12 protein-coding genes are annotated in these 11,843 nt (G+C 58.6%); 10 read left to right on the forward strand and 2 right to left on the reverse strand.

Annotated elements, in window-relative coordinates; all coding sequences use genetic code 11:
• Positions 1-60: 60 nt before the first annotated feature.
• Entirely contained in the window at positions 61-744 is a 684-nt protein-coding gene (gene fliP / locus RBB47_RS01755) for a flagellar type III secretion system pore protein FliP (protein ID WP_305984201.1), read from the reverse strand.
• A gap of 80 nt (positions 745-824) precedes the next feature.
• A complete protein-coding gene (locus RBB47_RS01760; RefSeq protein WP_305983995.1) occupies positions 825-2,525 on the reverse strand; it encodes a flagellar biosynthetic protein FliO in 1,701 nt (566 codons plus the stop codon).
• A 445-nt stretch (positions 2,526-2,970) separates the two neighbouring features.
• Between RBB47_RS01760 and flgB the strand changes: the two genes are divergently transcribed.
• The 10 genes from flgB to RBB47_RS01810 all read left to right on the forward strand — a co-directional run bounded on the left by flgB (position 2,971) and on the right by RBB47_RS01810 (position 11,790).
• A complete protein-coding gene (flgB, locus tag RBB47_RS01765; protein ID WP_305983996.1) occupies positions 2,971-3,378 on the forward strand; it encodes a flagellar basal body rod protein FlgB in 408 nt (135 codons plus the stop codon).
• Positions 3,379-3,409: 31 nt separating this feature from the next.
• On the forward strand, positions 3,410-3,820 hold the full coding sequence (gene flgC, locus RBB47_RS01770; RefSeq protein ID WP_305983997.1) for a flagellar basal body rod protein FlgC: 411 nt from the start codon (positions 3,410-3,412) through the stop codon (positions 3,818-3,820).
• Positions 3,821-3,853: 33 nt separating this feature from the next.
• Positions 3,854-4,168 carry a flagellar hook-basal body complex protein FliE gene (locus tag RBB47_RS01775; protein ID WP_305983998.1) on the forward strand — a complete coding sequence of 105 codons (315 nt, stop codon included), beginning with the start codon at positions 3,854-3,856 and terminating at the stop codon, positions 4,166-4,168.
• Positions 4,169-4,191: 23 nt separating this feature from the next.
• Entirely contained in the window at positions 4,192-4,458 is a 267-nt protein-coding gene (fliQ, locus tag RBB47_RS01780; RefSeq protein ID WP_305983999.1) for a flagellar biosynthesis protein FliQ, read from the forward strand.
• 22 nt (positions 4,459-4,480) lie between these two features.
• Positions 4,481-5,254 (forward strand): flagellar biosynthetic protein FliR, encoded by a 774-nt coding sequence (gene fliR, locus RBB47_RS01785; protein WP_305984000.1) that lies wholly within the window; start codon positions 4,481-4,483, stop codon positions 5,252-5,254.
• Positions 5,255-5,263: 9 nt separating this feature from the next.
• The gene (gene flhB / locus RBB47_RS01790) at positions 5,264-6,343 is read left to right on the forward strand and encodes a flagellar biosynthesis protein FlhB (RefSeq protein WP_305984001.1); all 1,080 of its coding nucleotides are present in this window, start codon (positions 5,264-5,266) and stop codon (positions 6,341-6,343) included.
• Positions 6,344-6,506: 163 nt separating this feature from the next.
• Positions 6,507-9,056, forward strand: a complete 2,550-nt coding sequence (cckA, locus tag RBB47_RS01795) for a cell cycle histidine kinase CckA (protein ID WP_305984002.1) — start codon at positions 6,507-6,509, stop codon at positions 9,054-9,056.
• Between the two features lie 138 nt (positions 9,057-9,194).
• Positions 9,195-10,013, forward strand: coding sequence for a sulfurtransferase/chromate resistance protein (locus RBB47_RS01800; protein WP_305984003.1), 819 nt, complete (start codon positions 9,195-9,197; stop codon positions 10,011-10,013).
• Between the two features lie 4 nt (positions 10,014-10,017).
• Positions 10,018-11,346, forward strand: a complete 1,329-nt coding sequence (gene chrA / locus RBB47_RS01805) for a chromate efflux transporter (protein WP_305984004.1) — start codon at positions 10,018-10,020, stop codon at positions 11,344-11,346.
• A gap of 108 nt (positions 11,347-11,454) precedes the next feature.
• Complete coding sequence (locus RBB47_RS01810) at positions 11,455-11,790, forward strand: cupin domain-containing protein (protein ID WP_305984005.1); 336 nt, start codon at positions 11,455-11,457, stop codon at positions 11,788-11,790.
• The last annotated feature ends 53 nt before the right edge of the window (positions 11,791-11,843 follow it).

The raw sequence follows: 11,843 nt of genomic DNA on the forward strand, positions 1-11,843 counted from the left end.
GGTCGACTATTTCATACCGGTCTTAATTTAGTTCTACTTTTTCATGCCTGGCGAGCTTTGCTAGCCACCACCGAAACTTTTTACAAGCGAGCCTGCGACAAGGTTCCAGCCATCCACGAGAACGAAGAAAATAAGCTTGAAGGGCAGGGATATCACGACGGGTGGCAGCATCATCATGCCCATCGACATGAGGACGGATGCAATCACAAGGTCGATGATCAAAAACGGTAGGTAAAGCAGGAACCCGATTTCAAAGGCGCGCCGCAACTCGGAGATCATGAAGGCGGGAATGAGAGTTGCCATGGAGAGGTCTTCCGGCCCTTCCGGGGCCTCCTGTCCGGACAGTTCCTGAAACAGCGCCAGATCCTTCTCTCGAACTTGTGAGAGCATGAAGGTTCGGAAGGGATCGGCTCCGCGCTCGTAGGCCTGCTCGAATTCAATATCGCCGTCGATCAGTGGTTGAATGCCGGCGTCGTAAGCTGCCTGCAATGTCGGCATCATGATGAAGGCCGACAGGAATAGGGCGAGGCTGACCATGACCATATTGGGCGGCGCTGTTTGAAGACCGATTGCCGAACGCAGCAGAGACAGCACGACCACAATGCGTATGAAACTCGTCATCATGACGAGGATCGACGGTGCAAGAGAGAGAACCGTCAAAAGGATGACGAGTTGAACTGCCCGTTCCGTCAGGCTGGCGTCTTCGCCGAACCCGACAGAGATTTCCTGCGCGGATGCCGGCATCGCAAAGGCTGCAAGAACAGCCGCGAGTGCGGCAACCAGCTTCAATGTCCAGAGCAGCCAGCCGGCGCAACCCTTGAAGATCATTGATTTGGCTGCCCGCCCAATTCGTCGAGGAGTTTCGCCATTTCGTCTTCGATGGGGTTCTTGTCTCCAAGGCCCTGCAGGATGCGGGGCGAGCCGGAGCTGCGCCGATTGGGCACAATGTCCAGAGACGCTGCGTTTTTGGGTCCCTGTTCGGGCGCCATCTGGCTTTGCTGTTGCACAGGCGGCTTTACTTCGATGACGGCACCGTTCTCTGACGGATCATCGGTCTTTGGCGGCGCGACTTTTGGTGTTTCGGGCGGCGGCGCATCGTCTGCAGGCGCATCCGCAGCAATCGGTTCCAATACCGCATCGTCGATCAGGTCGCCGAGCTCCAGTTTGAGGTCAAGCTTGTTTTCGTCCGGTTCCAAAGATGGGGTTTCACTGCTTTCAGGTTCGGCTTTCACGTCAGCCGCTTCTTCTTTTGGTTCAGCAGTCTGTGCGAGCACGGCATCCTCCGGGTCCGGGAGCGCAGCGTCTTCCGTTTCGGTAACGGTGCTGTTGTCCTCGTCGCCGGTTTCAGGCTTTGCTTGATTTTCTTGATCAGCGGTCTCTGTCTGCGCCTCCACCTCGACGGCGTCGGTTTGAGCGACTGAGACTTCGGCGGCCACGGTGGTGTTTTGTTCCAGGTCCGTGTCAGGCTTGTCTTCTTTGGGCTCCGGAACGGTCTGATCCGGTGGCGGGCCTTCCGAAGCGGCCTCGGCTTTTTCCGGAACCGGGGCCGCCACGGGTTCAACCGGTCTCAACAGTGCCGTCTTGGCTTTCGCGGCAGGACCCGATGCCGGCGGCGTTATGGTGTGTCCGCCGCGGACGACACGTTCGCGATTGTTCGAGGGCTTTGCCTGGCTTTTTGAAACCGGACCGAAGTTGAAAGTGTCGTTCGCCACCTCCTCCGAAGTTTGTGCAGTGGCCGGCTTTATCTCGAGAGCCGCACCGACGGGTTCCTCAGTGGCCGCGGACAGGGAAACTTCGGGCTCGGGTTCTTTCTTTTGTGCGTTTGCCGAGCGATTGAAACCGTTTTGCGTTGCTGCCTTCAAAAGGTCTGCCGCGCGCATCGACGGGCGTATTGCATCCGGTTTGTCGATGCTCGGCGACGCAGTGGCGGCGGCAATTGGCGCTGACGCAGGTCTGGTCTCAACGGCTGTTACAGCAGGTGTCCGAGGGGTTGCGGCGTTCGGTACAACTGTCTGTTTAGCGGCGGACCCGAGGGGAGGGACCGGACGCGGTCCGGTAGGAGCGGGCAAAGAGGCTGTCGCCGGCATTGCCCTGTCAGCAGGTTTGGCTGCTTCCTCCGGCCTTGCGGGAAGATCCGGCCCCGGCGCCATTGGCACCTTGACCGTGCCTGGCCCGGCATGCGCTGAAGACGCAAGCGCAGGCGCGCGCGAGGCTGCGACCGGTGTGTTGCGGACTATATTCTGCTCCACAACCACATCCGTGGGGCCTCCCACAAGCAGCAGGTGTTCGACATTGTCCCTGCGGATCAGTATCAGGCGCCGCCTTGAGTCCACAACGGCATTGTCCATGACCGCAACACGTGGCTGCCGGCTGCGGCTCTGTGGCGCATTCGCCCCCATCAGCCGTTTGAGAACGAAGATAAACAGGCTGAAAAGCAGCAAGACGACTGCCAGCGCAAGAAAGACCGCGATGACCTGGGTCACGCCACCGCTTACATTGAAGGTCGATTCAATCCAGTCGTACATTTTTACCTCGTGCCGCCCCGCCAGCGGACTGATTTCGTTTTCCAGTTACTCTGGACTTTCGCCGGAATTTGGGGACCGTTCTCCTTATCCCCAGTATTTCCAAGGCAATACCGTCGAGCCAAAAGCCCGGTGACATTCACTTGCGCTTCGAAGGCCAATGCGACCGCCCGTTACGCTCAATCCACCGCAAAAGCTTGCTGGTGCATTGCGAATCTCATTACGACTTAAAGTTAACAGAACCGGGTAAGATTTGCCCCTCGTCGAGCAGCTTCATTTTGCAAAATGCAAAGGATTGTTGTGCTCTTCCACTGGTTTTTAAAGGAATTAGCAGGCGGGTGATCAGTATTGTTAACCATTAATTAGTCGTTCACTAAGGTCGAGTTAACCAATCGTTAACCATTTGCTCGGCAATCATTGCCTGGTTGGTTAACGGATGGTGAATGGAATGGCTTTCACGGATCTGCCGTTGTTTCAGGCGCTGAAATCGAAGATGCAGTGGCACCAGACCCGACAAGGGGTCCTGGCCGAGAACATCGCGAATGCCGATACGCCGGGCTACACGTCCCGTGACGTGAAAGAATACACATTCCAGGAACATGTGGGCCTGCATATGTCCGGGGTCATGACCGAGACAACAAAGGCAGGGCACATTGCGAGCACCATCTCGGGCAGCATCACGACCGCCAAGGTCGAAGAGCGGGATTCTTTCGAAGTCACGCCAAGCGGCAACAATGTCAACCTGGAAGAGCAGATGATGAAAATCACCGCGAACCAGATGGACTTCCAAGCTGCCACGAGTCTTTACACCAAGGGGCTGGGAATGATCCGGACCGCCCTTTCCAGGAGCGCCTAGGGCAATTGACGAGACATAGGGAAGCGGAACAGTGGATCTGATCAAATCTCTCTTTATTTCGGCGAGCGGACTGAAGGCGCAAAACGGACGCATGCGCATCATTGCCGAGAACATCGCCAACGCGAATTCGACCGCGCGGAGCCCGGACGAGGAACCTTACCGCCGGAAAATCCCGACATTCGAAAGCCACTTTGACAAGGAAGTTGGCGCCAAGATGGTCGAACTCGGGAAGGTCGCAGAGGACACGTCCGACTTCAAATCGACGCATTTGCCGGGCCACCCGGCGGCGGACGAGAACGGCTATGTGCTTCAGCCGAATGTGAACACCTTGATCGAGACGACCGACATGCGTGAGGCGCAGCGATCCTATGAAGCCAACCTGAACGTTATCGAATCGACGCGGCGCATGCTGCAGAGGACCATCGACATCTTGCGGGCGTAGGCCGGCGGTTAATCACTGAAGAGGGCAGGGGCCATGAGCACACCGTCAATTGCAAACAGCGCCTATCAAATGGCTGCCAAGCTGCAGCAACAGGCACGCGCTGTCGAAGAGACCGCGCCGGAGCGAACCGCTGTTGACTTTGGTCAGATGGTCAATGACGCTGTCGAGACAGTCGTCGACAAAGGCAATCAGGCCGATGCAAAAGCGATCGGCATGATCGAAGGCAAAACCGGGGTGGTGGATGTCGTCACGGCCGTTGCCGAAACCGAAGTCGCCTTGGAGACGATGGTGGCCGTTCGCGACCGGGTCATTTCCGCTTACGAAGAAATCATGCGCATGCCGATCTGATCTTGAATTGAAAGGAACGCCAAATGACCGGCGGTGAAGTTCTCGATCTTGCCCGGGAAGGTGTCTGGACCATGATCATGGTGGCAGCGCCCGCCATGATAGTCGGACTGGCTGTCGGTGTCGTCATTGCGCTCTTCCAGGCATTGACCCAGATCCAGGAAATGACCCTCGTTTTCGTTCCGAAAATTCTGGCGATCTTCCTGACTATTCTCGTCACTCTGCCGTTCATGAGCCAGGTGTTGCAGGCCTTCATGAGCCGGGTGACCGAAATGATCCTGACAACGGGATAGCGGCTCCAGCGCGCAAGGCCTTATGACCATCCAGCTCGACTTTCTGCCTGACGTTGCTGCGGCATTCATGCTGATGTTTGCCCGGCTCGGCACGATGCTGATGCTTCTGCCGGCGCTTGGTGAAAGCTCCATTCCAATGCGCTTCCGGCTGACGATCGCTCTGGCGCTGACGCTGGTGATGTACCCGGTCGCCTCATCGCTCTATCCGGCTGATCTGACCGGCAACATGATGCGGTTGATTGTTCTTCTCTTCGGTGAGTTGGCGATCGGGTTTGGGATCGGAATGTGCGCGCGTCTGATCACGTCCGTGCTGCAGATTGCCGGTGTGATCATGGCCAACCAGTCGGGCCTGGCCTTTGCACTCGGGACAGACATTGCCAACGAAGGCCAGCAGGGCGCCCTTTACGGAAACTTTCTTGCAGTTCTGGGCATGACGCTGGTGTTCGTGACGGACTCGCACTACCTGATCATTGCCGCGATGTACGACAGTTTTACGATTTTTCCGCCCGGCAACCTTCCACCCGTCAGCGACTTTGCGCAGAACGCGACCGAGACGGTCGCGCATGTGTTCACGATCGCGGTGCGCATGAGCGCACCCTTTCTGGTCGTCGGGCTGGTGTTTTACTTCGGCCTCGGCCTGCTCAACAAGCTGATGCCGCAGATGCAGATCTTCTTCATCGCAATGCCCGTCAATATCGCAATCGGGATGTTGCTTCTTATGGCCCTGATCGCGACCCTGATGATGTTCTACCTCGACCATTTCCAGGAATCGCTCGGCAAGTTCATCGTGGGGTAGCGCCGCACTATGGCTGACGATACCGACGACTCGGAGAAAACTGAGGACCCCACGCAAAAGCGCTTGAAAGAAGCGCATGACAAGGGGGACGTTCCCAAATCCCAGGAGGTCAGCACCTGGTTCACGCTCGCCGGGGCGACGCTGATGATCGCGATTTTCGCGCCGGGGGCCGCCGCATCGCTCGGCGACCTGATGAAGGGGTACCTGGAGCACGCGCACCAGATCCCGGTCGACGGCTACGCGCTGAAGGCCTTGTGGCGCGACACCGGCCAGTCCGTCGCCCTGATCGTGGGGCTTCCGCTGGTGACACTCGTTGTCATGGCCATTGCCGGAAATCTCATTCAGCATCAGCCCCTTTTTACCGGCGAAACCATCAAGCCAAAGCTGTCCAAGATATCTCCGCTGTCAGGTTTCAAGCGCCTGTTTTCGGGTGAAAGCCTGGTCAATTTCACGAAGGGCATGCTGAAGATTGGAATTGTCGGCGCTGTCATGGTTGCGGTGATGTGGCCGCACCGGGACGAGGCCGAAATCATCATCTTCGCGGAGACGAGCGTGATCCTCCAGGAAGCGCGGATTCTGATCCTGCAATTGCTGGCCGCGATCCTTGCCGTGATGACGGTCGTGGCCGGTGCCGACTTCATCTACCAGAAGAACAAATGGTTCAACAAACAGAAGATGTCGCTGCGCGAAGTCAAGGAAGAGTTCAAGCAGACCGAAGGGGATCCGCTGGTCAAGGGCAAGATCCGCCAGCTCCGCATGGAGCGGTCACGCAAGCGCATGATGGCAGCTGTTCCCCAGGCAACCGTCGTCGTGACCAACCCGACCCACTACGCGGTCGCGCTAAAGTACGAGCAGGGCATGCCAGCGCCCCTTTGCCTGGCCAAGGGAACAGATGCGATCGCCCTCAAGATGCGGGAAGTCGCAAAGGAACATGACGTGCCGGTGATCGAGAACCCACCGCTTGCACGGGCGCTTTTTGCGACGGTTGAGATCGACCAGGAGGTTCCGGAAGAGCACTACAAGGCCGTTGCGGAGGTCATTGGCTTCGTCTTCCGCATGCGCAAGCGTGCGGCCTGGAGCGCAAACTAGGAAACCTCATGCAGCCCTTAACCGGAATTACTCGTGTATGGCGCCGCCAAACGCGTGAATTTCAACAGAAGTAAGCCTCATATCAGTTGAAATTAGGGTGTAAGCACAGAATGCTTGTGAACGGTCCCTTGTTAACCGAATCGGGCCGGGGAGACAGGACGGAATGAGTGATATGGACGGAGCGCCGAGCGGGCCGATGATAAGTCGGCCGGAGCGCTCCGGGAATATAGGCCTGCTAATAGGTCTGGCGCTGCTGCTCGTCGGCGCGGCTGCGGCCTTTGCGGTTATGGATCGCGAAGTCGCGCAACCGTTCATTCTTGCGTTGCTTGGTATCCTGGCCGTCGTGGGCGTCTTCTGCCTGTTTGCAGGTGCCATCGGTTTCCTGCGCCTGTCTGCTCGCCCGGGCGAAGCCAATCCGCTTGCCTCCGCATTTGTCGACACAATGGACGACGGTGCGCTGATCACGGACATGGACGGCCGCCTGGTTTATGCCAACAAGGCCTATGCGGAACTTACGGGCGTCGATACGGCGGCGGACATTCGCGTTGTCGAACGTGTGTTCTCCTCCGATCCGGACGCGGCTGATGCTATTTTCCGGCTCTCCCAGGCCATGCGCGACGGTCGCAAGGCCCAGGAAGAAATCCGCATGCCGTTCCCGCTCGGGCGGGCTGACGGAACCGCGCGCTGGTACCGCGTGTCGGTGCGCCCGCTGCAGACGTCGAAAGAGCGCAGCGGCAAGCAGATGGCCATCTGGCAGCTCGCCGACATCACACGTGACAGGGCCGAACAGGAAAATTCCTTCCAGGAACTGCAGCGGGTTATCAACTTTCTCGATCACGCGCCGGCCGGGTTCTTCTCCTGCGATGCGGAAGGCCGCATCGTCTATCTGAACGCGACACTTGCCGACTGGCTCGGCTATGACCTCGCCCAATTCGATGCCGGCGACCTCGATCTTTCCGAAATCGTGCGCGGCGACGGCACCGAATTGATCCGGTCAGTGAAAGGGCAGGCGGGTGAAGTCAAGAGCGAGACATTCGACCTCGATTTCGTGACCCGCAACGGACGCGGCTTGCCCGTGCGCTTGCTGCACCGGATCCCGTTCGGCGAGAACGGGCAGGCGGGTGACAGCCGCACGCTGGTGCTCAACAGATCGCGCGGCGAAGAAGCCTCCGAAGCTCTGAGAGCCGCCGAAGTGCGGTTTGCACGCTTCTTCAACAACACGCCGATTTCAATTGCTTCGCTCAACAACGAGGGTCGGGTGCTGCGCACCAACGCCCCGTTCCTGAAACTGTTTGGCGCAGTCGACAGCACCGACGACGCACCGAAGCTTGAAGCCTATGTTGCTGAAAGCGGACGGGAAGATCTTTCCAAGGCCTTGTCGGCGGCTGCCAATGGGATCGGCGAAATTGCACCGATCGATATTCCGTTGGTGGAAGGTAATGATCCGCGCTCTGCGACCTTCTACGTCTCTGCCGTTCAGGACGGTGAAGGGGATGGCGAGACCGCGATTGTTTATGCACTCGAAACGACGCAGCAGCGCGCGCTGGAAGCCCAGTTTGCACAGAGCCAGAAGATGCAGGCGATCGGCCAGCTGGCGGGTGGTGTCGCCCATGACTTCAACAACGTTCTCACCGCAATTATCGGTTTCTCGGATCTTCTGCTCGCCAGCCACCGGCCCACCGACCCGTCCTTCCAGGACATCATGAACATCAAGCAGAATGCCAATCGGGCCGCCGGTCTCGTCCGGCAGCTTCTGGCTTTCTCGCGGCGGCAGACACTTCGTCCGCAGCAGCTTGAACTGAACGACGTTCTGGCCGATCTCTCGATCCTGCTGGACCGTCTGCTCGGCGAAAAGGTCGAGCTGAAGGTCATCCACGGCAGGGATCTTTGGCCGGTCATGGCTGACCTCAACCAGCTTGAGCAGGTGATCGTCAACCTTGCCGTGAATGCGGGCGACGCGATGGCGGAAGGTGGCCGGCTCACCATCCGCACCCGCAATGTCGAGGAAGCTGAGTCCACCCAGTTCGAGAACACCCGGGGCATGCCGCCGGGCGAATACACGCTGGTCGAAGTGGAAGATACCGGCCACGGCATGCCGCCGGAAATCATGGCCAAGATCTTCGATCCCTTCTTCTCCACCAAGGAAGTCGGCAAGGGAACCGGTCTCGGTCTTTCGACCGTCTACGGTATTGTCAAACAGACAGGCGGGTTCATTTTCTGCACCTCGGAAGTGGACGTCGGCACGACTTTCCGCCTGTTCCTGCCGCGCCATATCCCTGAGATCGTCGAAGAAAAGAAACCGGAACCCAAGGAGAGCGAGCCCGAAAAGGTCGCGGATCTCACCGGTTCAGCTTCCATCCTGCTGGTGGAAGACGAAGAAGCTGTCCGTGCCTTTGCCGCGCGCGCACTGGCGTCACGCGGCTATACGGTTCACGAGGCAGGTTCCGGAAATGAAGCGCTCGAGGTCATGGAAGAGACGGACGGTGAAATCGACCTAGTTGTCTCCGATGTGGTCATGCCCGAGATGGACGGGCCGACGTTGCTGGTGGAACTTCGCAAGACCAGGCCGGATCTGAAGATCATCTTTGTGTCGGGCTATGCGGAGGACGCCTTTGAGGAGAATCTTCCCGAAGGCGAGCAGTTCTTCTTCCTGCCCAAGCCGTTTACGCTGAAGCAACTGGCAACGACCGTGAAAGATGTTCTGAACGGGTAGGGCGTCGGCAGGAGAGCGACTTGCCTTGACAGGAAATCGGCATTTTGGCAGTTAAAGCTCATGGGGCGAGCGAACACCCCGTGAGGCGTAAGCTGAAGTTTCGCGTCCTTAAACCCCGTTTACTTGGGAGGACGCGCCATGCCGTCTCTGAATTCAATCTCCGTTTCCCAGCTTTCCAGACTGATCGGAACGCCGGACGCTCCGGTCATCGTCGATGTGCGCATCGACGAGGATTTCAACGACGATCCTTATTTCATCCCCTCGTCTTATCGACACCCATTTACCAGCGTCGAACAGCTTGCCGATCGATTGAAGGGCAAACGCGTTGTGGTCGCCTGTTGGAAAGGGCTCAAGCTGTCGGAGGGCGTTGCCGCTGTTCTCAGGACCGGTGGACTTCACGCAGAGTTCCTGGAAGGTGGATGTACCGGTTGGCGTGAGGCTGGGTTGCCGATGGTGCCGGAGGCTAAACTGCCGGAACGAAATGCCGAGGGTCAAACCGTCTGGGTCACCCGCCATCGGCCCAAGATTGACCGGATTGCCTGCCCCTGGCTGATCCGCCGTTTCGTTGATCCCGGGGCCCGTTTTCTGTTCGTATCGCCGGGCCAGGTCGAGGCGGTTGCCGAAAAGTTCATAGCCACGCCATTCGACATTGAAAACACCTTCTGGAGCCACCGGGGAGACCGCTGCAGCTTCGACACGATGCTGGACGAATTCGAACTTCGGTCCGAACCGCTGGACAGGCTCGCCACGATCGTGCGGGCAGCCGATACCAATCGTCACGACCTGGCTCCGGAAGCTGCCGGCCTTTTGGCGACGTCACTGGGCCTGTCGCGCATGTACAAGGATGACCTGCAGCAGCTGGAGGCCGGCATGGGTCTCTACGATGCCTTTTACCGCTGGGCGCGGGACGCGACAGACGAAGGACATGACTGGCCGACGGCAAGCAGGAAGGGCTGAGGTCATGCCAACTCCTGAAACCTCCGCCCGGCCGGGTGCCGGGCCTGTTCCGCCGTACCCGGAAACCACCGCCACATGGCACCGTCTTCTGACTGTTTTCGGCAGCATCGGTCTTTTGTCCTTTGGCGGACCGGCAGCACAAATTGCCCTGATGCATCGCAAGCTGGTCGAAGAAACCGGCTGGCTGTCTGAAAAGAGCTATGCCAATGCGCTCGGCTTCTGCATGCTGCTGCCCGGCCCGGAAGCCATGCAGCTCGCAACTTATTGCGGCTGGAAGCTACGGGGCATTTCCGGAGGGTTGGCCGCAGGACTTCTTTTTGTGGTGCCGGGAGCGATCGCCATATTCGCTTTGGCTGCAACCTATGCCGCATACGGCAACGTGCCACTCATCGACCAGCTTTTCCTCGGCATCAAGGCGGCCGTCCTGATCGTTGTGCTGGAGGCGCTTCTCCGGCTTTCGAAGCGGGCGCTGACGCGGCGGCGTCATTGGGTCATTGCCGCGCTCGCCTTCGTGGCGATCTTTTTTCTGTCGTTGCCGTTCCCGATGATTGTTCTGGCAGCTGCACTTTACGGCATGGCTTTCCGCCCAAAGCGAAGTGTCAGTGCGCGTGAAGACGCCGTTCAAATCAGAACGTCATCCATCCGTACGCTCTTGCTTGTTGCCGTTGGACTGCTCGTTTGGCTTGGGCCGCTTGCTGTTCTCGACTGGGGAACCGGGCAACCGATCCTTGGCGATCTGGGCTGGTTCTTTTCCAAGCTCGCGGTTGTCACATTCGGCGGTGCCTACGCCGTGCTGGCCTATATGGCGCAGGATGTGGTCACGCTGCATGGGTGGCTCAGTGCGGGGCAGATGATGGATGGGCTGGGCCTTGCGGAAACGACGCCGGGCCCGCTGATCCTGGTCACGCAGTTCGTCGGCTTTGTCGCCGCGTATCAGCAAGGTGGTTCGCTGCTGGGCCTGGCAGGTGGTCTGGTCGCTCTTTGGGCAACCTTCATTCCCTGCTTCTTGTGGATCTTCGCTGGTTCTCCTTACATCGACTGGATCTCGGCTCAGCCCAGACTGCAATCGGCGCTTTACGCCATTACCGCTGCCGTGGTCGGCGTTGTCCTCAATCTGTCGGTCTGGTTCGGTCTTCATGTTCTCTTCCAGACGGTCACCATGGAGCGGCAGGGCTTGTTGACGCTTTGGGTGCCGGATCTCGCGAGCCTGGACTGGAGAGTGCCCGTTCTGGCGGCGGGCTGTGCGCTCTTGTTGTTCCGCTACCATGTGAGCCTGATCGGCACACTGGCTGCAGCCGCGCTTTGTGGCGTGATCCTGTCGCAAGCCTGGTAACTCGAAAGTCGGTTGCCGCGCCAATGCAGGCGATGTTGCGCTTGAACAGAAATTGGCGAGCATGCACTCTGGCCGGGACCTCATCGAAGTTCCGACCGGAGACCTCACATGCAACTGCCCGATTTCATCAAGAAGTTTCCCGGACTGGAAATCCCGTTTCCGGAAGATGTCGTGACATCGCACGCCATTCGGTCAGATGCAGGGCTGGTCGTTTTCTTCGATTTCAAGAAAGACATGGTTTTGCCGCCCCATTCCCATCTCGCTCAGTGGGGGACTGTCCTCGACGGCGAAATCGAGTTCACGATTGAAGGCGAAACCAGGATGCTCGGGCCAGGGGCTATCTACAACATCCCGAGCGGGGCGGAACATGGTGCAATCATCAAGGCCGGCACCAAGGTCATCGATGTCTTTGAGGAGGCGGACCGGTATCCAGTCAAGGGTTGAGCGGCGGTTGTGTTCCAACGTCAATTGCTCGCACTAGTCAGTCCTACCGTCTT

Source organism: Roseibium sp. MMSF_3544, assembly GCF_030732845.1.
Classification (GTDB): domain Bacteria; phylum Pseudomonadota; class Alphaproteobacteria; order Rhizobiales; family Stappiaceae; genus Roseibium.

Coding starts and splice junctions, on each gene's coding strand:
- fliP (WP_305984201.1), bottom strand. CDS start 744: ATGCCGGCATCCGCGCAGGAAATCTCTGTCGGGTTCGGCGAAGACGCC.
- RBB47_RS01760 (WP_305983995.1), bottom strand. CDS start 2,525: ATGTACGACTGGATTGAATCGACCTTCAATGTAAGCGGTGGCGTGACC.
- flgB (WP_305983996.1), top strand. CDS start 2,971: ATGGCTTTCACGGATCTGCCGTTGTTTCAGGCGCTGAAATCGAAGATG.
- RBB47_RS01775 (WP_305983998.1), top strand. CDS start 3,854: ATGAGCACACCGTCAATTGCAAACAGCGCCTATCAAATGGCTGCCAAG.
- fliQ (WP_305983999.1), top strand. CDS start 4,192: ATGACCGGCGGTGAAGTTCTCGATCTTGCCCGGGAAGGTGTCTGGACC.
- fliR (WP_305984000.1), top strand. CDS start 4,481: ATGACCATCCAGCTCGACTTTCTGCCTGACGTTGCTGCGGCATTCATG.
- flhB (WP_305984001.1), top strand. CDS start 5,264: ATGGCTGACGATACCGACGACTCGGAGAAAACTGAGGACCCCACGCAA.
- cckA (WP_305984002.1), top strand. CDS start 6,507: ATGAGTGATATGGACGGAGCGCCGAGCGGGCCGATGATAAGTCGGCCG.
- RBB47_RS01800 (WP_305984003.1), top strand. CDS start 9,195: ATGCCGTCTCTGAATTCAATCTCCGTTTCCCAGCTTTCCAGACTGATC.
- chrA (WP_305984004.1), top strand. CDS start 10,018: ATGCCAACTCCTGAAACCTCCGCCCGGCCGGGTGCCGGGCCTGTTCCG.
- RBB47_RS01810 (WP_305984005.1), top strand. CDS start 11,455: ATGCAACTGCCCGATTTCATCAAGAAGTTTCCCGGACTGGAAATCCCG.